21 protein-coding genes are annotated in these 22,595 nt (G+C 44.8%); 8 read left to right on the top strand and 13 right to left on the bottom strand.

The features are described 5' to 3' along the window. The 7 genes from ACZ2XM_RS00520 to ACZ2XM_RS00490 form a co-directional block, all read right to left on the bottom strand. Window positions 1–642, bottom strand: coding sequence for a glutathione S-transferase family protein (locus ACZ2XM_RS00520; protein ID WP_490588105.1), 642 nt, complete (start codon window positions 640–642; stop codon window positions 1–3). A 305-nt stretch (window positions 643–947) separates the two neighbouring features. After that, window positions 948–1,586 carry a peroxiredoxin gene (locus ACZ2XM_RS00515; protein ID WP_490588106.1) on the bottom strand — a complete coding sequence of 213 codons (639 nt, stop codon included), beginning with the start codon at window positions 1,584–1,586 and terminating at the stop codon, window positions 948–950. A 138-nt stretch (window positions 1,587–1,724) separates the two neighbouring features. Further along, a complete protein-coding gene (locus ACZ2XM_RS00510) occupies window positions 1,725–2,999 on the bottom strand; it encodes a TerD family protein (protein ID WP_490588107.1) in 1,275 nt (424 codons plus the stop codon). A 45-nt stretch (window positions 3,000–3,044) separates the two neighbouring features. Further along, window positions 3,045–4,007 carry a phospholipase D-like domain-containing protein gene (locus ACZ2XM_RS00505; protein WP_490588108.1) on the bottom strand — a complete coding sequence of 321 codons (963 nt, stop codon included), beginning with the start codon at window positions 4,005–4,007 and terminating at the stop codon, window positions 3,045–3,047. 263 nt (window positions 4,008–4,270) lie between these two features. Continuing rightward, window positions 4,271–6,325: an acetyl-CoA hydrolase/transferase C-terminal domain-containing protein gene (locus ACZ2XM_RS00500; RefSeq protein WP_490588109.1), complete on the bottom strand. Its 2,055-nt coding sequence runs from the start codon at window positions 6,323–6,325 to the stop codon at window positions 4,271–4,273. Window positions 6,326–6,456: 131 nt separating this feature from the next. Next, a complete protein-coding gene (locus tag ACZ2XM_RS00495; RefSeq protein WP_490588110.1) occupies window positions 6,457–7,407 on the bottom strand; it encodes a hypothetical protein in 951 nt (316 codons plus the stop codon). A 250-nt stretch (window positions 7,408–7,657) separates the two neighbouring features. Then, window positions 7,658–9,400 (bottom strand): glutamine--tRNA ligase/YqeY domain fusion protein, encoded by a 1,743-nt coding sequence (locus ACZ2XM_RS00490; RefSeq protein ID WP_490588111.1) that lies wholly within the window; start codon window positions 9,398–9,400, stop codon window positions 7,658–7,660. A gap of 808 nt (window positions 9,401–10,208) precedes the next feature. Between ACZ2XM_RS00490 and ACZ2XM_RS00485 the strand changes: the two genes are divergently transcribed. From ACZ2XM_RS00485 to ACZ2XM_RS00470, 4 genes are all read left to right on the top strand, one after another. After that, window positions 10,209–10,721 (top strand): peptidylprolyl isomerase, encoded by a 513-nt coding sequence (locus tag ACZ2XM_RS00485; protein WP_490588112.1) that lies wholly within the window; start codon window positions 10,209–10,211, stop codon window positions 10,719–10,721. Between the two features lie 181 nt (window positions 10,722–10,902). Beyond that, window positions 10,903–11,823 carry a UDP-2,3-diacylglucosamine diphosphatase gene (locus ACZ2XM_RS00480; RefSeq protein WP_490588113.1) on the top strand — a complete coding sequence of 307 codons (921 nt, stop codon included), beginning with the start codon at window positions 10,903–10,905 and terminating at the stop codon, window positions 11,821–11,823. A 157-nt stretch (window positions 11,824–11,980) separates the two neighbouring features. Continuing rightward, window positions 11,981–12,253, top strand: coding sequence for a UPF0175 family protein (locus ACZ2XM_RS00475; protein ID WP_490588114.1), 273 nt, complete (start codon window positions 11,981–11,983; stop codon window positions 12,251–12,253). Then, a complete protein-coding gene (locus tag ACZ2XM_RS00470; RefSeq protein ID WP_490588115.1) occupies window positions 12,250–12,735 on the top strand; it encodes a PIN domain-containing protein in 486 nt (161 codons plus the stop codon). Before ACZ2XM_RS00475 ends, ACZ2XM_RS00470 begins: the two co-directional genes overlap by 4 nt. Window positions 12,736–12,767: 32 nt before the next feature. On the opposite strand, the gene orn is transcribed toward ACZ2XM_RS00470, so the two are convergent. Next, on the bottom strand, window positions 12,768–13,358 hold the full coding sequence (orn, locus tag ACZ2XM_RS00465; protein WP_490588116.1) for an oligoribonuclease: 591 nt from the start codon (window positions 13,356–13,358) through the stop codon (window positions 12,768–12,770). 390 nt (window positions 13,359–13,748) lie between these two features. On the opposite strand from orn, the gene rsgA reads away from it, so the two are divergent. The 4 genes from rsgA to secB all read left to right on the top strand — a co-directional run bounded on the left by rsgA (window position 13,749) and on the right by secB (window position 16,581). Continuing rightward, window positions 13,749–14,894: a ribosome small subunit-dependent GTPase A gene (gene rsgA / locus ACZ2XM_RS00460; RefSeq protein ID WP_490588117.1), complete on the top strand. Its 1,146-nt coding sequence runs from the start codon at window positions 13,749–13,751 to the stop codon at window positions 14,892–14,894. 332 nt (window positions 14,895–15,226) lie between these two features. Then, complete coding sequence (locus ACZ2XM_RS00455; protein WP_490588201.1) at window positions 15,227–15,649, top strand: rhodanese-like domain-containing protein; 423 nt, start codon at window positions 15,227–15,229, stop codon at window positions 15,647–15,649. Window positions 15,650–15,807: 158 nt separating this feature from the next. Further along, window positions 15,808–16,071: a glutaredoxin 3 gene (gene grxC / locus ACZ2XM_RS00450; protein WP_490588118.1), complete on the top strand. Its 264-nt coding sequence runs from the start codon at window positions 15,808–15,810 to the stop codon at window positions 16,069–16,071. 63 nt (window positions 16,072–16,134) lie between these two features. Further along, window positions 16,135–16,581, top strand: coding sequence for a protein-export chaperone SecB (gene secB, locus ACZ2XM_RS00445; protein ID WP_490588119.1), 447 nt, complete (start codon window positions 16,135–16,137; stop codon window positions 16,579–16,581). 501 nt (window positions 16,582–17,082) lie between these two features. Here the strand turns inward: secB and adk are convergent. The 5 genes from adk to ACZ2XM_RS00420 all read right to left on the bottom strand — a co-directional run bounded on the left by adk (window position 17,083) and on the right by ACZ2XM_RS00420 (window position 22,548). After that, window positions 17,083–17,733: an adenylate kinase gene (adk, locus tag ACZ2XM_RS00440; RefSeq protein ID WP_490588202.1), complete on the bottom strand. Its 651-nt coding sequence runs from the start codon at window positions 17,731–17,733 to the stop codon at window positions 17,083–17,085. Window positions 17,734–18,061: 328 nt separating this feature from the next. Continuing rightward, on the bottom strand, window positions 18,062–19,339 hold the full coding sequence (gene ccmI, locus ACZ2XM_RS00435) for a c-type cytochrome biogenesis protein CcmI (RefSeq protein ID WP_490588120.1): 1,278 nt from the start codon (window positions 19,337–19,339) through the stop codon (window positions 18,062–18,064). After that, on the bottom strand, window positions 19,336–19,905 hold the full coding sequence (locus tag ACZ2XM_RS00430; protein ID WP_490588203.1) for a cytochrome c-type biogenesis protein: 570 nt from the start codon (window positions 19,903–19,905) through the stop codon (window positions 19,336–19,338). Before ACZ2XM_RS00430 ends, ccmI begins: the two co-directional genes overlap by 4 nt. A gap of 8 nt (window positions 19,906–19,913) precedes the next feature. Continuing rightward, window positions 19,914–20,492: a DsbE family thiol:disulfide interchange protein gene (locus ACZ2XM_RS00425; RefSeq protein WP_490588121.1), complete on the bottom strand. Its 579-nt coding sequence runs from the start codon at window positions 20,490–20,492 to the stop codon at window positions 19,914–19,916. A 1-nt stretch (window position 20,493) separates the two neighbouring features. Continuing rightward, the gene (locus ACZ2XM_RS00420) at window positions 20,494–22,548 is read right to left on the bottom strand and encodes a heme lyase CcmF/NrfE family subunit (protein WP_490588122.1); all 2,055 of its coding nucleotides are present in this window, start codon (window positions 22,546–22,548) and stop codon (window positions 20,494–20,496) included. Between the last annotated feature and the right edge of the window lie 47 nt (window positions 22,549–22,595).

The raw sequence follows: 22,595 nt of genomic DNA, 5'->3' as shown, positions 1-22,595 counted from the left end.
TTAGCTGGCCGCTTGCTTTTTAAAGCCAAACCGCTCATTCATCATTTCATAAAAGCGAGCAATACCTTCGCCGTGTGATTTCGGATCGACTTTTAGGATTCGGCCAAAGTCTAAAGCGATATATAAGACAATATCGGCATAACTAAATTGATTATCGACTAAGTATTCATTGTCTTTCAGGAAGCTTTCAAAATAAGGCAAGGCTTTGGCAGCACGCGCAATAGACTTGGGTGCCAGCTCCGGGACTTGGTCCACTCGCTCAGCTTTCGACGGATGGCTGTGCTGAAAGGCCAGCATATAATTATAGAGTACTTCAAACTCAGCAATCCGGCGCATAGAGCAGACTTTGGCGCGCTGTACCACATCATTGCCCATCACCGAACGCTCGCCATACACACGGTCGAGATATTCACAAATCGCTTGGGAATCATTGAGTACTGTGCCGTCCTCTAGAGTTAATACGGGCACAGTTTGCATAGGGTTCATTGCGGTAAACGACTCTGAGAATTGCTCACGCTTGGAGAAATCAACATCAATCACATCCAAATCGTCCATATCGTCGACATCGATCCCTTTCGCTTGTAGCAAAATAACCACTTTACGCGGGTTAGGCGCCGATCTTGTTAGATATAATTTTTTCATTACAATCTCCTTTTGTAGTTTCAAATGATACTTATAGAACAATGCTACTTATAGAACCAAGGTGTTGCTGCACCGAACAAGGATGTCTTTCTATAAAATAAGAGGACATCAGTGACCTAAGTTACCTCATCATAGCAAACTTATTTCATTTAAGTTAGCCAGCTTATAAACACTTACGTAAGGATTAAAAAGCGATAGATAAAGGTTAAAAAGACCCGAGAACCAGACCATAAAAAACCCTGCCACCTAAGTCGCAGGGTTAGTCATCTTGCCAGTCTTACTCATAGCTTACGCTTGGGCAACGCTTATTTATTAGGCGCTGGCGTAGTACGCAGATACGGTTTGATTTCGGTATAGCCTTTAGGATATTTCGCTGCGATATCTTCGTTTTTCACGCTTGGTGGAATGATAACATCATCACCATCTTTCCAGTCTACTGGCGTCGCAATGTTGTATTCATCAGACAGTTGGAGCGCATCGATGACACGGATGATCTCGTCAAAGTTACGACCACAGCTGGCAGGATAAGTTAGGATTAGACGAATCTTTTTATTAGCATCAATGATATAAACGCTACGTACCGTCGAAGTGTTGTCTGCATTTGGGTGCATCATGTCATATAGATTCGCGACTTCTTTATTCGGGTCAGCGATGATTGGGAAGTTCAAGTCAGTCCCTTGAGTCTCACCGATATCTTTACTCCACGCATGGTGGTCTTCTAGGCTATCGACTGAGATACAAATTGGCTTAACGTTACGTTTTTGGAATTCACCATTTAGCGCAGCAGCACGGCCAAGCTCTGTCGTACATACTGGGGTAAAGTCAGCAGGATGTGAGAAGAATACAACCCATTTGTCGCCCGCCCAATCATAAAAATTGATATCGCCATCGGTAGTAGGAGCGTCAAAGTTAGGAGCCGTGTCGCCAAGTCTTAAATGTGCCATAAAATTTTCCTTAGTGGTTATAGTTTGGGGGTTATAAATTCGTTGTAGTTGCCTTTATCTTAGCAAATTCATTATTTAATTCATGTGCTTGATTGTAAATCTTATATTCCTTCGTGGAATATTGCAACTGCATTAGTATTATCCTAGCTTAAACATAGCGTCGCCATCAATCTTCATATCGACCTTATCACTTTTCCAAATTAATCTTGGCGTGGCCTCGCTCATGCGTTTACTAGTCTCGCCTGAATGCTGCAAAGTAATCCCGTCTTCATCAATGATAGCGATACCAATCACATAAGTATAGACCACGCGACTTTTCGCTTTGGGCGACGCTTTGATATTAAAGACGCACTCGACGACCTGATCTTGATATTGCATGCGCATCTTTGGCTGCAAGGAAGCGATCGATACGACCCCATTGCTCACCGCAGAGTAGACTGAAAATACGAGTGCTACCTTACCGCCATAATGTCTGGCAATCTCAGGGTTGACCAACACCACTTCTTTGCCAGGCTCATTGGCACTAGCCACTCGCACATCGCCTTGATGTTGCACGTAAGGCTTTTTGCTTAGACTGCCAACTTCCTGCGGGGCATGAACGTAGATCATCGCCTTACCATGCTGCGCTAAGATGCCCACACGTAAATCCAAGTCGTCATTGTCTGCACTGGCATCGCCATTATCGACCCAGATAGCCTCGACCCGCAGGACGTCTTTGCTGCCTTTAGTGAGGCTGACTCGGTGCTCGCTCCCAGGTTTATCTAAAGTGATTTTCTTTAAATTAATACTAGGCTGTGGCGCAGAAGAGGAAGATGTTGTTAATGAAGACGTTGTGCTGGTAGCGGTCGTGGTCGAAGCAGCCGTTGACTGTGCTACTGGTGAGCTACTCTCCTCAGCCACTTCGCCACCAAAATGGGTAACGAGAGCTGCTAAGCCGCCGTTAAAGCCTTGACCAATAGCATTAATACGCCAAATACCTTGTTTACGATAGACCTGCAGTAGCATCACGGCGCGCTCACTAGCGAACGCTGCCCCTGAAAAAGGATAGTCCACTAACCTTTGACCCGCCTGCTCAAGCCACACTTGACTGGCGCCCAGCTCCTGCATAGTTTGCTGGCCTTCGATAGTCGCGGTAATCACTAGATAATCGACCATATTGGGCAACTTACTTAGGTCAATATCAAAGCACTGCTGCGTGCCCACCGCTTGCCAACGTACCGCCCCACACGGCGTAACCGGCTGATTATAAAAGGTCATATAATCATCGCTCACTAGCTTTTGCTGCGTATCTAAGCCAAAGCAAGCGACATCCACTACGGCAGACTGACTGGTAATATCTGCTGTTAAACTAAACTGTTGGTTAATGCCTAAATCGGTAAATTTGGCTTTTTGACCGGCGACCATCCGTAGCATAAAAACATCCTTAAATAATAGTAGCTCGCCAGCCTACGACGAGACTTAAATCTGCATTTTTGCATCCCATACGCAAAACTCACCAAACCGTCCCTTTCTGCTTTCTCCACCCGTTTTCCTACCGGCTTCCGAAAGCACCATCTCCCCATTTACCTCTTCTAAATAGCCAAGTGCCATCAACTTGCTTTTGAGCTCTGGTGTTTTGAGACCGAGAGACTTCGCCAACTTTGCGGTAGTGAGTTTGTCAGGAACTGTTGCTGGTGTAGCACTAGTAAGTTGTTTGTCTTTGTTTTTCTCTTTGTCTGTATCCTGCGCTACTACTGGTTTGCTCGGCGCAGCTTTGAGGGTTTTATTTGGCTTACTATCTCTGGCAACTGCCTCACTTTTATCTTTATCTTTTAATTTATCAGTAGGTTGCAGAGCGTCTGCCACCTGTTCCTTATCATCTACCTTATTACTTTGCTGCGCAACCGTATTTTTGCTAGCCTTCAGTTGCTCTAATACTTTGGGTTTAAAAGTATTCTTATTTGACTCAGTTGTGTCCTTAGTTGTATCGTCAGCTAGCGTCTTTATAGTTATACGAACAGCCTCGCTAATACTAAGCAGGCGCTGCACCTCATCATAAGTTTCTTGATATAGCTCAGCATCTGTATCGCGTTGTATTAACACGCCCAATTCATTGCGTTGCTCTTGGCCAATAGCATGGAGTTGTAAACTGGTAATGATGGCCTGACTATCATTAAGATAGCACTGGGCTTGCAGATTTTTGCAAAAACTCGTGCGTAGGTAACTCAAGGTATTGAGCCAATACATCTCAGTCGGTTGCAGGTGATTTTGTTGATATAGAATATGCGTGGCAGCTTGCCCACTATCGCGCTGTGCTAACAGCTCTTGCACACGCTCGTTAAACTTAAGTGCAGGAGTGACAATGATTAATTGCTCCGTGGTATCTTGCAGCAAACTTTCTAAATGGTAGGTGGTCGCGCTAGTGCTTAAAAACTTGGCCATGGTCGTGTCCCTTATTTATAATCATTATTAGCGTTCATAAGACTTTTCAACCGTCTTTCTTATTAATAAAAAAGCCCAATACCACCATACTAAAATTACTTTATATTTAAAATATATAAATTATAATTTAAATATTATTAATTAATATGGATGCGCTTTTAAATAATCCAGCACTAAAAAAGGCCTATCCTAAGATAGACCTGATGCATACTAAGCGACAGCCAGTTTAATCTGAAAGTAATACAGTGCGACTGGGAGCAGTTTTACAAAGTCTCACGCAGAGCATGTTCAAGCAGCTCCGAGTGTAGTCCATCATCACTAATCTCATTGCCCTCGGTATCCCAATACTCCATTCTAATCATAGCCGAACGGACACGCTGTTCGGTTTTATCAGCGTCTGTTTCACGATCCTGCCGGCCCAAGATGCCACTGAATTTATCAGAGATGTTTTGTATAAAAACATCAAAGACCGTCGTCAGTTTATCGGGTGTGGTTTGAGTATTTGACTTTAACCATCCTAATGCACGTACGATATCCTGCTCGGTATCTGTGAAATCACTGCCTAGAGGATAATCGGGCAAAGTACCGTCTTGGCGAAAGGGTTGTAGCTTAGCGCTTAAAACCTCGGCTGTATTTTGCTCGGAGGCGAGCGTCTCATTAAGCGCTGAGTCATGGATTTTACGGTTGTCTTGTGCGGTCTCTAATAGCTCTTGTTGAAACTCGCTATCGGTAATGTTTAGCATAGCGCTAATACATTCGCTATCTGCCGCATAGCGCAAATCCGCGATACCATATTCTGTAATATAAACGTCGCGCAAATGCCTTGGAATCGTCAAGTGAGAGACATCCCATAAGATATTACTTTTGGTCTTGCCGCCACTAGTCCGAGTAGATCGCAGTAGTAGCACTGACTTAGCGGCAGGCAGACTGTGCGCCATACTCACAAAGTTATATTGCCCGCCAACACCAGAGACCACCTTGCCATCGGGCAGAGTCTCTGACGCGGCACCCCCAAGCGCCGTGGCCATCATACAAGTGTTAAAGAAGCGGGCGTGCTGGCGTTTATAGGTCTCTAGCATATAATGCTCGCCAATCACTGAGTTGATTTGGCTGATACGCCGCATCCCGACGGTATTATTGGTCGATTCTAGACTACGTAGCCAGTCGTAAAACTCTGGCGACCCCAAAAAGAAAGCTCCGTCTAAAAAGTGGCCTTGGGTCTCAATAAGGTTATTATCGGATTCGGTGGTGTTGCCATTGGCCACGCGGCGCATGACCTCTTCATCTTCGACCACTCGGCGCTTCACGATGCCATGCTTGACCAACAGACGAAACCCTTCATTGAGCATTTCGCTACAACCGTAGACGCCAGTCACAAAGGGCTCTAAGCCGCCAAATTCCTGAACGGTGGCATGACTCTCAATATCAGGAGCTAAAGCTTGTAGCACCCGTCGATAGGTGGCATTGTCGCTCTGTCTTAATACTAGCGCGTGGCACAGCGCATCCGCTAAAGCCCCAATACCAATCTGCAACGTACCACCATCTTTGACCAAGGTAGAGCCATATAGGCCAATCGCATAATCTGCATCGCCTACGGGCTGACGCGGGGCCGCAAATAGTTTGGCGTCTATAGGGCTAGTATCATCCTTTCTATCAGCAGCATTTTCCTCACCCGCATCCTGAGTAACGATGACCTCAAAAAGATTGGCATCGACGATAGCCTCTCCCCCTACAAAAGGAAGCTTGGCATCTATCACCCCAACACAAAAGGGCTTGGGCGCACCTTTAGCCGCGATAGCATCAAGCGTATCTAAGGTCAAATCGGTGTTGCAAGCTAAAGAATAATTACCCTGATTATCTTGCGCTAATTTTTGCACGACAACGTTAATATCGCGTGAGGCCAGTGCTTCTGGGACGTGAGTATAATTCAGACTGGCATAGAAACTCTGGGCGCTAAGACTTCCAAGTAAGGCTCCCGAGCTCATATAGAACTCTTGCACTTGAATATTATTAGGCAAGCTATCGCTACTATTGGCCTCCGCATATTTCAGCCGAGGGAAGTCTGCTCCATAGAGCCGCTCAACGAAGGGCGTCAAAAAGCGTTTTTCTAACTCAGACTTGCCCACAGGCGGATTCAACGATAAAGCGGTATAAATAGCCAGCTTACGCGCAGGGTCATTCGCCACCTGGTCATAAAGGGCATTGAGTAAATAATACGGCTTGCCCAATCCTAGCGGCGTCGCTAAACGAATAGGACCGGTAATATTTTGCAGTATATGCGCGACGGCAGCGTCTATAGCATCGGTTATTATGGTCATAAGAGCTCTATTATTAGGTAAATAAACGGTAAATAAAGGTAGTATCGAAAGTCATTCAACTAATAATGTCTGACTTTAAAATTGAAAAGTAGGTAAACCAATTAGTCTTTAATGCCATAGCAAATTAAGTATCATTTGATTTTTGAAGCAAATTCAATTGGAAAATCCACTGATTTCACAATAGCACTGATTAATAAGGGGTCCTTATCACCATATACCTTAATATTATCATTAGTATCTTTGCTCACTACTAACATATGGTTATTGTAGGTTTGGTAAGCTATGTACATATCAATTTTAGTATTTTTAAAACTCTCATATTTTTGGTAGAAATTAGTTGTTAAGATTCCATTTGTTATATCTCTAGCGCTAAGAACTCTACCCATATCAAAATCATCTATCTTTAGTCCTACTTTATTTAGAAAGACTTCATCCAACCTACTTCTAAACAATGAGTCATTGTTGTATAGCTCATAGTTATCATAATTTATACCTTCACTCAGTAAACGCTTTTGCACCTTTGGAGTTATAAACTGCGCAGCAGTAAAATTATATTTCCTTTCTATGAAGTTATAACTTTCAGAAAGACTGCTCTTTAGAACAATAGAAATTTCACCTCTATCATCATCTTGATTTATATCAACTTCATAATATTCACAAAGGTAACGATATAAGCCATGGTCTTTCTTATCAGTTTGCCATAAATACTCTGGTATTCCTGTTTTATAAATTAAAGCTTTTCTAATATCTTCTAAGTCATCTAAATAATCTGTAGGTGCTAGAGAAAATGAGGTTATCTGATTTTTATCAACATTAAATGCTATGTAGCCTATAAATACTTCTCCAATACCCGCTATAGTTGTGTAGTTATTATTGTCTTTGAATTCTAGTCGTCCTTCACGACTCTCTCCGTCCTCTTCAAATCTTCTTACTATTACTCTACCTTTTTGTTTAGATACAAAATCCGTAATGGATTGCCCAGGGCTCATGCCACCTAGCTCTATCCTCTCAGGAGGAACAACGCATGATGCTCCCCAGCTTAACGATGGCAATAAGAGCAAATATAAAGATTTTTTAAACATAAGATTATCTCGTAAAATTTATTATCTACTAACTTTGATAATAGCCTTTTTTATTAAATATATCATTGATTTAATATTATAGATGCATATCGATATCTGTTATTATTTGATTAGCAAAGACTCATGTAAAACAAGACGCTCAAAGCTATTAAAACTCTCTCAACAAAGCTCACCCATAAAAAAAGGCCTACCCAAAGGTAGACCTAATTCTTATTATTAACCACTAAATCGCTATCTAGCCAGCTAATAATTAAGCCGGTTTAAAAGTATCGCGTAAGCTAACGATTTGGTTAAACACCGGCTTATCATTGCTATGGTCTTCGCTATCCGCGATGAAGTAGCCTTCACGCTCAAACTGGAAGCGCGTACCTGCAGCGCTATTTGCTAATGACGGCTCGACGACTGCTTCTAATACCGTAAGCGAATTTGGGTTCAAAGCATCGTGCACATCGCTGACGCTACTTGGGTCTTCTACCGCAAACAGTTGCTCATAGAGACGTACGGTAGCAGGCACACCTTGGCTCGCCGATACCCAATGAATTACGCCTTTCACCTTGCGGTCTTCGGGGTTTTTACCTAAAGTCGTTGGATCGATAGTCGCTTTTAATTCAACCACATTGCCAGCATCATCTAACACATGCTCAGTTACTGCTAACACATAAGTATTGCGCAAGCGAATCTCTGGCTTCTCTGGTGACAGACGCTTATAGCCTTTAGGTGGCTCAAGCTCATAGTCGCCTTGGTCGATGTAAATGGTTTCAGTGAAAGGGATTTCACGCTCACCCATATCAACATTAGGATGATTGGGCTGCGTTAACCATAGGGTATTTTGCTCATTATCCCAACGGGCAACCACACCTTCGTCTTTTAAGTTGTCCCAATCTTTAAGCGCTTCATCAAAGTTGGTGATGGTTACTTTTAAAGGCTTGAGAACCGCCATACCGCGCGCAGTAGTGGTCTCTAGTGACTGGCGAATGCTAAATTCAAGTAAGCGGAAATCCACTACCCCATCTGACTTTGCCACACCAACGCGATCACAGAAATCACGCAAGCCTTCTGGCGTATAACCACGGCGACGCATACCCGCAATCGTTGGCATACGCGGATCATCCCAGCCGCTCACGATATTTTCATCAACCAATTGCTTTAACTTACGCTTACTGGTCAAAGTATGGTCGACGTTTAAACGGCTGAATTCATACTGATGCGGCGCTAGCTTAATACCGCCCTTCTCACCGATTTTCTCGACCGCCCAATCATAGAACGGACGGTGATCGGCAAACTCTAGCGTACAAATCGAATGGGTAATGCCTTCAATCGCATCCGATAAAGGATGGGCGAAGTCATACATAGGATAAATACACCATTTGTCACCGGTCTGATGGTGCGACTGGTGCATCACACGATAGATAATTGGATCGCGCATGTTCATGTTCGGGCTGGCCATATCAATCTTGGCACGTAATACTGCTTCGCCCTCTTTAAACTTGCCGTTTTTCATATCATCAAACAGTTGCAAGTTTTCGGCGATAGTAGTATCACGCTGCGGTGACGGCTTACCGACTTCTAAGAACGAGCCGCGATTATCACGAATTTGCTCAAGGGTTTGCAAATCCACATAGGCATCACCCTGCTCGATAAGTTGGACTGCCCACGCATACAATTGGTCAAAATAGCTGGAGGCATGACGCGCTTCCCCTGCCCATTCAAAGCCTAACCACTGCACATCATTCTTAATATTATCAATGTAATCTTGTTTTTCAGCGGTCGGGTTGGTGTCGTCATAGCGTAAGTTACATACGCCGCCAAACTCATCCGCCACGCCGAAGTTTAGGCAAATAGACTTTACATGGCCTAGATGCAGATAACCGTTAGGCTCTGGTGGAAAACGAGTGACGATCTGCTGGTATTTTTGCGCCGCTAAGTCTTCTCTAATAATTTGACGAATAAAGTCATTTTTTTGTTCAGCGGGCTTGGTTGAGTGGTCACTCATTGGCTGGGTGCTCCTAACACGGTACGAGTCGTCTGCCGTAATGCGGCGACAACTAAATAAGTATGAAATAAAGGGATAACAAATACTGATTGAACTATTAACTTAACGATCAGCGATGTGGCTATTAAAACATAATGAGGACAAATAATATGGGGCATATCTTACCGATAACAACCGCTAGGGACAACTGTTGTCTTGTGGCAAACCACCCATTATCAGTCGATTTAATCTAAACTTGCCTATACTAACTTTGATAATGGATTTTTACTTTGGTTCATCCCTCTTAGCTTATGCTTATTTATGCAAGCCTCTAAAGTTCAACCTAGCATTCATCCATTAATTTGTAATTGGGGTGCTAATGGCACATTGCGCCTTATTCTATCAGTAATCTTGCTACTTTGAGCGCCTCATTAACAGCCTGACACATGACAGCTCGTCAAAAAGTCGTTAGACTACGGCTAATCAATGGGCTTGTATGAATTGACTAGCATTTATCAAGTCATGACCGATAAGTTAAACCATTAATAATAAGTTTATGCGGCTCACTTAGTCTAGACCATGCCCACTTATATTCAGCAACGAGCACTTATTCAGCAATGAACACTCCTCAGCTGCGGGGCATCGTTTAAATTTTTGCTAATTTTTGCGCCCATCAAATCAACAAGGATAAGATGTGACTGCCATTAAAATGTTAAATCTTAAAACGCTAGGCTATTCGAGTCTGCTATTGCCAATCCTGCTAGCAGGTTGCGCCAATTCCACTGTAAACGCCAATCCAACTACTAATCCAAACCTCAAGGAGCAACACATGAGTGACATGCCAGTCGTACAACTCGATACTACTATGGGTGCTATCACCATCGAATTGAATGAAAAAGCCGCGCCAAAAACGGTTGCAAACTTCTTAAACTATGTAAATGCCGGTCATTATAATGGCACTATCTTCCATCGCGTCATCCCAGGCTTTATGGTTCAGGGCGGCGGTATGGATGCTGATATGAATGAGAAAAAGACCAACGCTCCTATCGAAATCGAAGCGGATAACGGTCTAAAAAATGACATGGGCACTATCGCCATGGCGCGTACTCAAGATCCTAACTCTGCGACCAGCCAATTCTTCGTAAACGTAAAAGACAACGACTTCCTAAACCATTCTGGCAAAAGCATGCAAGGTTGGGGCTATACCGTATTTGGTAAAGTCACTAGTGGTATGGACGTAGTTCAGAAAATCGAAGGCGTACCTACTGGTCGTTTTGGTATGCATGCTGATGTGCCAAAAGAGCCTGTTATCATCAATTCTGCTAAAGTTATTAGCGAATAGGTCATTAGCAAATAAGTTATTAGCGAGTAAGTCATCCGCTAGTCCGAGGTTAGCGATTAGAGCTGCTAGTATTCACTATTCATTAGCACCTAATCGCTAGCAATTAGCCAATAGCTTGCCAGCTATAGCCGTAATGACCCCATAAACTTAATACCCCGTAAACTCAATAGGTTGTTATTCGATGACCCCATTTAGAGATTACCATCATTTAGTCACCACCCGCCCGCATGATGTGCGGCAGGTCATGATTAGTGATTTGCATTTGTCTGCGTCAGAGCCTGCCTTAGTGCAGGCTTTTTCGTCATTACTGAGCGACTTGCAAGCCCTACCCCATCTCCGCTGCCTGTATATCCTAGGCGATTGGTTTGACGCTTGGATTGGCGATGATGCTTATCTGTCGTTGAGCGATGCTGAAAAGGCCAGCCATTGGATCACCCCAATGATAGCGCAACTGAAACAATTGCGCCTACAAGGCTGCGATATCTTCGTCATGCATGGCAATCGCGACTTCCTGATTGGTCAGCCTTTTTGCAACACTTTTGGCGGCCTGTTAATCGATGAGCCTTATGATATTCAAATTGGCAGCCAACACTTTCGCTTAGAGCATGGCGATGCCCTTTGTACCGATGACCATGCTTATCAGCGTTTCCGCAAACTTATGCGCAATCGCTTGGTACAGTGGTATCTGCTCAATAAGTCGTTGGAGAAACGCCAAAAAATAGCGGCGAAGATGCGGCAAAAGAGTAAAACCGACACCGCTCGTAAAACTGAATTTATTATGGATGTTAATGAGGGCGCCGTAGCACAGGTCATGCTAGCCTATGACGGCCTGTTGCATGGCCATACGCATCGACCTGATATCCATCCCGTTGCTAATAGCTCTCAAGGCACCGATATTAAGCAAAACACTGCTGCTAATAACAAAGACTACGCTGAAAATAATAATAAGATCCGCTATGTTTTGGGTGATTGGCGGGTGCTGAATAGTGGTGGCTCACGTGAAAAAGTCGAGGCCGTGATTGGGGTGGTCGTTGCTGAAGATAATGATGCTGATGAAGTAGCTAACGATGAAAATTTTATGATGGTTTGTTATACGAATTAGTCGATTTGCTCTAGAACTTACTTTATGAGAGAAACCTTTAAGCACTCTCATAGATTCTAGTTTATATAAAAACCTACTGTCTCTCACATTAAGCTAGATAGAATGCTAGACTAGGTCTTAGGCTAGGCTGCCTGCCGGCGAAATTATGGAGAAAGAAATGAATATTACAATTTCTATTCCCGATGAGATAGCGAAAGAGTATCTAGGCGAAAACCTTGAACAGCTGATGACTTTAAGCTTTGTTATTGATCAATATCGTCAAGGCCATATCACTTTAAAACAAGCTAGTAATTGGGCACAATTAGCAGAAACTGAGTTTTTAACCCAATGCCAACTACGCGGAATCAGCCGACAGACTTATGCTTCTGAAGCCGACTTACTCGATGAGCTTACTCGATTACAAAACAACTTTCCTATTCCGCAATTGTGATTATCGTTTGTGATGCCTCAGCACTAGTGGCATTAACAACTTGTCACTGTCTCGATTTGCTCGTTAAGATTTATCAGGAAGTTTATATTACGCAAGAGGTTTTTGCCGAGGTTACCGTTAGGAACAAACCCTATGCTACTGAGTTAAAGGAATTTTTCTCTGATAAAATTTGCTCTATATCTTTATCAGACACTTTAACCAACTATCAAAAACTCAATTTGCCTTTAGATATGGGCGAGATGACGGCAATGGCACTATATCAAGAATTAGAAGCGGATTATTTGCTGATTGATGAGAAGTTAGGTCGCAGAATAGCTGCTGAAATGGGGATAGAAATTATCGGATCGCTAGGCGTTTTGGCTTTGGCAAAGCGCTTGGGTTATATTGAGAATATTAGGCCTTTTACAGATATATTAATACAATCACCAATATTTATTAGCCCACAACTGATTGAGGTGCTACTCACTCAAATGGATGAATAGCACCTCAATAATAATCACTAAAACACTAAGGCCTACTTTTCTAACAATTTAAAAAAGTGAGTGCGATAATGTTTAAGCTCGCGGATAGAGTCACGGATATCGTCCATGGCCAGATGGCTGCCATTCTTCTCAAAGCTGCGTAAGATATCGGGACGCCAACGGAAGCACAACTCTTTAATCGACGACACATCCAAGTTGCGATAATGGAAAAAGCGCTCCAATTCAGGCATCTGACGCGCCATAAAACGGCGATCTTGACAGATAGAGTTGCCACACATAGGCGACTTGCCAGCATCTACCCATTTATTTAAAAAGGCGATGGTCTCAGCTTCTGCCTGCTCAAGCGTCACCGTACTGCGGCGCACGCGATCTATCAAGCCTGATTGACCATGTTGCTTGGTATTCCAATCGTCCATGCCATTGAGCTTTTGGTCAGAGACTTTGATAGCAAAAACCGGCCCTTCAGCGAGGATATTTAAATCTTGATCGGTAACAATAGTGGCGATCTCGATGATTTCATCGTTTAGGGTATCTAGACCCGTCATTTCTAAATCTATCCACACCAGCCCTTTTTTACCTTCGTTCTTAATCTTAATTTTGTTGGGGTGGTCGGTCGTGGCCATATGCTTTCCTATTAATCATGCGATGTTATAAAACTAAATTATTAAATTGGGTTATGAAACTGACTTATAAAACTTGCTGAACGTTAAAATTATAAAACTATAAAATTCTGTAATTATACAATTGGGCTGCTTAGTGCCCTTGCGAAATACTAAGCTTGCCTAAATATAGCTGCCTATAGCGTAAACCTCGTAGCTCTTTATACACTCTCTAATCATCATGCCTGTAGCTGCCTAGACTATCTATGCGTAAATAATGAGATAAGGTACTGAGGTATTTAATGGGCAAAACCTATACGATAAGCGGTGTATGTTAGCAAATTTTCACGGTACACTGAGTTAAATTTGTTATTGCAAAAATAATTGGGATATTCGCATGAAAGGTTATAAATAATGGCATTGATTCGAAAACGCAAACTGACCAAACAGCAGATTCGCCGTATCGAAAAGCAACAACTCGACCAGCAAGACAGCCTCGATGACAGCCTAATGGATGGCGTCGTTATGGCGCACTATGGCAAACAGTTGGAAGTGCAGATTACCAGCCTGCCCAACGTCATCCCGGAAAAGCCGGAAGTGGCTGCAGATGACCCTGACCCTTTTTGGCAGCCTATCGAACTGCATGATATTTGGCGTTGTCATGCCCGTACTAATCTACCGATGCTAGTTGCTGGGGACCATGTGCGCTGGATTGCGGACTCGAACACAGGGCTTGGCCGTATTGAGTCGGTAGCACCGCGCACCTCATTAGTGTCACGACCTGACCGTTATCATAAGCTCAAGCCGGTTGCCGCTAATGTTGATATTTTAGCTATCGTGTTTGCCCCGTTACCGATGGCCGCGCCTAGCTTAATCGACCGTTATCTTGTTGTTTGTCATCATGCGGGTGTGAGGCCACTATTGGTGCTTAACAAAGCCGATTTACTCGCGCAAGAGGCTTATGCTTCGGTACAGACGCTCTTAGATGACTACGAGGCTTTAGGCTATGAGACGGTATTAACCTCGGTAGATTGCCCTGAAAACTTACTCAGCCAACAGTCTACTGAGACGTCTGATAGCAAATCGGACGAGGCCATACTCTCGCAGCAAGGGTTACAAGCTTTAAAGGCTAAAATTGACCATAAATTGGTTATATTTGCTGGCCAGTCTGGCGTAGGTAAAAGCACTCTGATTAACGCCTTACTCCCTGAGTCTGAGCAAAGCGTGAACGTGATTTCCGAAAACTCTAAATTGGGGCAGCATACCACTACGACCAGTCGCCTTTTACCTTTTGTCACTGAGGACTTAAGCCAAGGCGGTATTGTCGATACTCCAGGGATTCGTGAATACGGTATTTGGCATTTGACCCCAGACGATGTTATCTCAGGGTTCATCGAGCTAGCCCCCTTATCTGCTGAGTGTAAATTCCGCGACTGCAAACACACGCAAAATGCCAAGGGTTGTGCGCTATGGGAAGCGGTAGAGAATGGCGAGGTCTTGCAACGCCGCGTTGAGAACTTGGTGGTCTTGCAAGAAGAAGCCGATACCAAGCATTATTAAACTGCACTGTTAAAATGCATTGCGACATTGCTATATTTAGACATTATTATATCGATAACCCTATATCCATAGCATGGCCTTACCCTAAAGGCTGTGATAGCTTTTAATGCAATTGCGCTAGGTTGTCGGTATAATGCGCACTGTTGATTATGTTTGCCATTTTTTCCTGCTCCCCTACCTATCTGATCCGTACTTGGCATAGACGCACATTGGGTCTTAGCCAAGCGCTATTTTGGGTTAGCGTACAAGTTCGCTGAATAGCAGGAATATCGGGCAAGCCGCACGCACACTATTGGAGGTAAGTTTTGGATCTTAGTCGTTGGTTTGATTTCATGGGCAACCACCCGTTCCTATTTGGTCTGTTGGGGGTGCTCATCGTGTTGTTTTTCACTATTGAAAATAAACGCAGTGGCAAAAAAGTCTCTCCCAATACGTTGGGGATGATGGTGAACTCCCAAAACGCACAGCTGATCGATGTGCGCGCCAAAAACAAGTTTGAGACCGGCTACATTCAAGGCAGCCGCAATATTCCCTTTACCCAATTAAAAGACCGTATGGAAGAGATTCGTGCGATTGAAAACCCAATTATCATTATTTGTGATATGGGTGTGCAGGCTGGTGCGGCTGTGCAATTGATTGGTAAAGACAATGTCTTTCGTTTAGAAGGGGGCATTAATGGTTGGCAAGCTGCTGGTATGCCACTGGTCGGTGCCAAGGGCGGTAACAAAAAGACTGTATTGAGTAAGAGCAAATAGATATTGAATAAATCTGGATTACCCCCATGTTAACGGTAGTCCAAAAAAACAGCCACCATTTGTAGCTTATCCTTTTGTATTACTTTTAGATTTATAATTATTATTAATGCATGGCTGCTGATTTTTTACCCCCTATTTATTTCTCCCAAGGAGCTTTTATGACCGTCCCTGTAATCGTTTACTCTACCCCTATCTGCCCATACTGCTCAAACGCCAAGCAACTGCTTACCTCTAAAGGCGTTGAGTATCAAGAAATCGGTATGCACGATATGAGCCGTGAAGAGCGTATGGAACTGATGCAAAAAACCAATAACTATCGTACTGTGCCGCAAATCTTTGTAGGTGACACTTTCGTTGGTGGTTTTGATGAATTGAACAAGCTAAACCAAGCTGGTAAGCTTGATGAGATGTTGAACGGTTAATTTGCCGGTCATCCGACCTCATGTATTACTATAAATTATAATATTTACTTTAAGGAGCAAAACATGGCTGACGAACAAGCCCAACCACAACTGGCTTTAGAGCGTATTTACGTAAAAGATATGTCACTAGAAGTGCCTGGCGCTGAAGTGTTCACCAAAGAGTGGAACCCAGAGCTCGACATTAACTTGTCTAGCAGTGCTGACAAGCTAGATGACGACCATTACCAAGTGGTGCTTACCGTAAGCGTTACTGCGAAAAACTCTGACACTACTGCGTTTATCGCTGAAGTTCATCAGGCCGGTATTTTCTTACTACAAAATATTCCTGAAGATCAAATTGGTCAGATTTTAGGTGCTTATTGCCCGAATGTCTTGTTCCCATATGCTCGTGAAGTCATCAGCGACATCGTGACGCGTGGCAGCTTCCCACAGCTATTGCTTGCTCCGGTTAACTTTGACCAAGCTTATGCGCAAAGCCAACAGCAAATCGCTGGTGAAGGCAACGCTTAAGCCTAGCTGGTTTGACTGCTAGCTCAGTTACTGAATAGAGTATTTTAAAGACCGTCAAGTTTATTACTTGGCGGTTTTTTTGTGGGCTTCTTTTGGACTTTAAACACTAAATCCTCCCCAGTCCTCCTTTATAAAGGAGGGGGCGTTCTTAATTAAATGAGCGCTTTTAAGTCCCCCTTTCCTACGCGAGCACAGCTCTTGTCTTGCGTCAGGGCAAAGTTTCCCCAAACCTTTGCTGCTTCCTGACTCAGGGGTTTAGGGGGATTTTAGCTCATAAAGATTACTTGGCAGTTTTTTATGAAAAGCTTTCGAAATTTAAAAACCAAATCCTCCCCAGCCCTCCTTTACAAAGGAGGGGGCGTTCTTAATTAGACGAGCGCTTTTAAGTCCCCCTTTCTCAAAGGGGGATTTAGGGGGATTTGAAATTAACACCCACAAAAAAACCCCAACCACCAAAGCAGTCAGGGTCCTCATTCAGCACTAGCTAAGCCCTAATAAATACTAGCTTAAAGCCGATAAAATTTGCTCTTTCACAGTGTCGATACCTTGGGTACCATCAAACTGATAGTAATGCGGCGCCGCCCCACTTTCTTGCGCTTTTTCTTGATAGAAGCCCACTAGCGTAGACGTCTGCTCATGATAAGTCGCTAGACGCTCACGGATGACTTCTTCTTTATCATCATCACGTTGGATTAGCTCTTCACCGGTAACATCGTCCAAGCCTTCAGTCTTAGGTGGATTGTGCTGCAAGTGATACACACGACCAGAGCCTGGATGCTGACGACGGCCTGATAGACGCTGGACAATCTCGTCATCGGGTACGCGAATTTCTACAACGTTATCAATATCCACACCAGCATCAGCCAAAGCTTGCGCTTGTGGGATAGTACGCGGGAAACCGTCAAAGATACAGCCATTGACACAATCAGGTTTTGTGATGCGTTCTTTTACTAGGTTGATGATCAAGTCATCCGATACCAGTCCGCCAGCTTTCATAACGTCTTGAGCTTTAAGGCCCAACTCACTGCCTTCTTTGATAGCAGCGCGAAGCATATCGCCTGTAGAAATCTGCGGAATATCAAACTTTTTAGAGATAAATTGCGCCTGAGTGCCCTTACCGGCGCCTGGTGGCCCTAACAAAATAATACGCATCATACTTGCTTGTCCTCGTCTGTGTTGTATCAATATTACCAATATATTACTCGAATACCTTACCTTGTGAAGGATTAAAGCTCAAGTAATTTTCGCAGTACTTCATGATCACTCTTTAAATTATGGTGTTTGCTCACCATTCGTACTATAAAAGCCGCCTTATATTACCCTAATAAAGCCGACTATCCGCATAAAAATTGTGCGTACTATGATAAAAAATCGTTATATCTAGCAGAGATACCGTAATTGACGAGCTAACATAAGACCTACTAATACTCAGTTAAAGTCCTAAAGGCTCACGCTAGCTCGTAAATAATCTGATAACCACTTAAGGCACCTGACGATTAATCTCAATATTTAGCTGTTTCTGATCTTTTTGTAGCACTACTGGGTTTGCCGATAAGTCGCCTGATTGGCTAATAGCATTGCCCGACTGGCTGACTCGAGCGGTGACTACCAGCTGCTCACCGGCGCTGCGAGCGCTCTCTAAGGTACGGTCTGGCATCATAGCATCAGCATCACTGAGGCTTAGTACTAGGCTGCCATTGGTGAGACTCGTCACTGGCAGACGTTTGGCGGCATAAGGCGCACCACCAGCGGCAGCACGAATGGTGACGAACAACACGTCTTCAGCTTTAATTAACGGCAGTAAGCTCGGATTGACGCTAACCGTCACCGATACACCCGCTGAAGCTTGCTCTTGCTGCGCTTTGATATTGGCACTGAGCTCATCTAAGCTGCCTAAGGCGGCTGTATGGTCACCAGGCTTTTGCGCGATACTGCCACGCAGCTTACGAATCCAACCCTGAGCTTGCGCAAAGTTACCAGCACGTGCCTCACCCATGGCCATTAACATCTGCGCGCCTTCGTGGTCCGGCTGCTTCTGCAGTACTCCTTGTAGCACGCGGCGGCTGCTTTCATCAAGACTGCCACCTTTAGCAAAGAAGCTAATCTGCGCATAAGTCGTGGCAATAGCCATATCATCGGGCGAAAGACGATAAGCTCTCGATAATGCCTCTAGCGCTGAATCTGTGGCCTCTAGCGATAAGAATAACTCAGATAAGCGCATCCAACGATCGGGATCATCGGCATGGCGGTAGACGTTGGTTTGCATGGCTGAGATAAGCGCGGTGCCATCTTCAATGGCCCACTCTGGCGGCTGATCAATCTTACCTGTGAGCAGATCGTCCGCCACTTGACCGACGCTATCTTGGGCTTGCCATAGCTTAAAGACATCGCTGCGATCGCTAATCAGGTAATAAGCCATCGCAGCTAATACGGGTACCCAAATCATAATGATAAGACGGCTTTTAACCCCAGGTGAGCGCATAGGGGCGGCTTGCTGCTCAGCGGCAATTAATTGACGTTCAAGCTCAGTTTTTTGCACTTGATACTGGCTGTCGTTAATAATTCCTGTCTCTCTATCGGTGACAATCTCAGCCAAGCGCGATTTAAAAACGTCGATATTAATATCAACCAACTGGTTGTCTACGCTGTCCATTTTGCTACTGGCACGCAACCAAGGAACAATGACAATCAGTGCCAACAGTAGCGCGATCACTAAGCTTAAGGAAATAAATAACCCTAGCGTTGAAAATACACTCATGACGATGCCCCTTTTCCTTTACTTTGACTACTCGGATCGTCTTGACCTGCAGCAGTGGTCTGGTGTGACGGTGTCTTACTGGCTGTACGACTGGCCAATAGCCGGTCTAAGGTGGCCTGCTCCTCCGGCGAGAGCTGTCCTCGGCCTTTAGAAGTATCGACGACTGTGTCACTGCGATGGCGACGGCGCTGGGTACGCCAAAACCAACCACCCAATATGAAGATCAGCAATAACGGCGGGAAAAACCACAGCACCCAAGTCGACGGTCGCACGGGCGGTTTGTAGCTAATAAAATCCCCGTAACGCTCTTGCATAAACTCACGAATCTCAGCATCCGTACGTCCGTCTTGAATCATATCGTAGGTCTTTTGCTTAAGGTCTTGTGCGATAGGCGCATCGGACCCCGCAAGGTTCTGGTTCTGACATTTCGGACAGCGAAACTCTTCGATTAATCCGCGATACTGCGCTTCTTGCTGATCACTTTTAAAGTCATAAACTTCAATTTCAGCGTAGCTGGTCAAGGGCATAAAAGTAGCCGACGCTAGCAGTAGCAGAAAAATATTTATCAGGGCTTTCATCGACATGCCTCCTCAATACTCGACTTATCGCTATCCGCTTTATTCAGTACCATCATGCAAGGGGCGATCCGCTCTTGCCAGTTGACCTCACTGACCTCCCCAATGATGTGCTGACGAATGACGCCTTTGCTATCGACCACAAAGGTTTCAGGGGCACCGGTCAAGCCTAAATCTAAGGCAAACTGCCCCGACTCATCTTGTACAGATAGTAGATACGGGTCACCACGACCATTGAGATAATTTAGCGCATTGCCAATCTCATCTTTATAGTTGACCCCAACGATGTCGACACCGCGCTCTTTTAACTCTAAAAGAAAAGGATGCTCAACGATACAAGTCGGACACCATGAGCCCCAAATATTAATCAAGTACGGCTTATTTGGTAACTGCGAGGTCTTTATCGTCCGTGAAGTATCCGACAATAAAGGCAGTTCAAAAGACGGTACCGGACGCTCTAAGGCCGTATTGGTCTCAATCTCAGTGGGCTTTCCTAAGCGCAAAAACAACATCACGATTAAGCCCAAAAAAACGATAAGCGGAATCAAAAACCACAGTTTCAGTTGTTGCTTTTCCATATTAACGCTCCCCTACTGAAGCATCAGATACGACGGGCGTCGCTGACTCTACTGCCGCTGTTGGCGCGATAGGCGCGGCCTGAGTAGACACGGTCGCCGGCAAGCCATTCCGACGTTTAGGCTTTAGACGATAACGACGGTCTAGCATCGCTAATAATGCTCCTAGCGCCATGATAATAGCGCCAAACCATAACCACCGAACTAAAGGTTTCACATAGATACGCACGGCCCATTCGTTACTGCCATCGCTGATAGGCTCGCCTAGGGCGACGTAGATATCACGGCTCAACTTGGCGTCGATTGCCGCTTCCGTCATTGGCATCATGCTGACGATATAGGTGCGTTTTTGTGGGCGTAAGGTCGTTACGGCTTTACCGTCTTTACTGACCAACACTTCGGCTTCAGTCGCATCAAAGTTACTGCCTTTGACCTCACGGAAACTCGCAATCTCAAAATCATAGCCTTGCACATGCAGTTTATCGCCTTGGGCCAATGCCACATCTTTTTCGATACTGGTGCCACTAGTGACAGCCACCCCGATAGCTACTACTAACACGCCAATGTGTGCTGTTTGCATGCCCCAATAGCTGCTTTTTAGCTTGGTCAAACCGACCAGACGATTGCTCGCATTTTTGGTTTTGTCTTTGATATCGACCAACATCCAACCCAATACCCATAAACTTAAGGCAATAGTCACGGCGATATTAAACATATCCATGGGATGGACAAAGTAGGTAATGATAGCGGCTAATACAGCACTGCTGACAGCAATCATGAGCGCCACGCCTAATAAAGGACGCTTGTCTCTTTTCCAACGGATATTCGAGCCCATACCCATGGCCAATAACAGCAACCAAGTGAGCGGCACAAATAAAGCATTGAAGTAAGGAGGGCCTACCGATACCTGACCTAAGCTAAAGGCATCCGCGATAATCGGATATAGCGTACCCAATAGGACGACTAAAGTTGCGATGAGAATAATGACGTTGTTAATGACCAAAAAGGTCTCACGTGAGATCAGTTGATACTGACTCTCGACGGTCAAACGCCAACCCCGTAAGGCAAACATCAACAAGCCGCCGCCAATCACCACGCCTAAAATAACGAGGATGGCCAAACCACGGGTGGGATCCGCAGCAAACGAATGCACTGAGGTAATCACGCCCGAACGGACCAAGAAAGTGCCTAACAAACTAAGCGCAAAGGTAAAGATGGCCAACATAATGGTCCAAGCCTTAAAGACCCCACGCTGCTCGGTCACTGATAAGGAGTGCAGTAAAGCCGTACCGGCCAACCAAGGCATCAACGAAGCGTTTTCTACAGGATCCCAGAACCACCATCCGCCCCAGCCAAGCTCGTAATAAGCCCACCAAGAGCCTAGCGCGATACCTAAGGTTAAGAAACCCCAAGCCGCCTGAGTCCACGGGCGTGACCAGCGGGTCCAGACCGCATCCAAACGACCGGCCCATAGCGCGGCCATACAGAAGGCAAACGGCACGACCATACCCACATAACCCATATACAACATAGGCGGGTGAATAATCAGACCTGGGTCTTGTAACACTGGGTTTAAGTCAGCACCATCTACGGGTAAGTTGGGCAGGGTGCGCTCAAAAGGTGATGAAGTGAAAATCAACATCGCCAGCATCATCAGCTGCACTACGGACAAAATAACGAGGACGCGCGCGCGCATAGACAACGGCAAACCGCGGCTGAAATAAGACACCAAAGCGCACCAAGTGGCCATGATGGTCATCCATAATAACAGCGACCCTTCGTGCCCGCCCCAAGTGGCTGACAAACGATAGTACCAAGGTAATAAGGTATTCGAGTGCTGCGCCACATAGATGAGACTAAAATCATTGTAATAAAACCCGGCCATTAGCGCGGTGAATGACAGCATCATGGCGACAAACTGTGCCCAAGCTAGACTTGGGGCTAGACGCTGCCAAGCAGGCTCGTTGCGGTATATACCAAGGGTGGGCAGTACCACTTGTAACATGGCTAGCACTAAGGCGGCCAGCAAGGCAAAATAACCCAGCTCTGTGATTAACATATATCTGACCTTTGACCAGTAATGGCCATCGTTGACAATAACTATGA

It is taken from the genome of Psychrobacter sp. CoH-33_TS_01 (assembly GCF_058189395.1).
The sequence above is the reverse complement of the archived record's forward strand: the minus strand, read 5'-3'. Positions and strand labels throughout refer to the sequence as shown.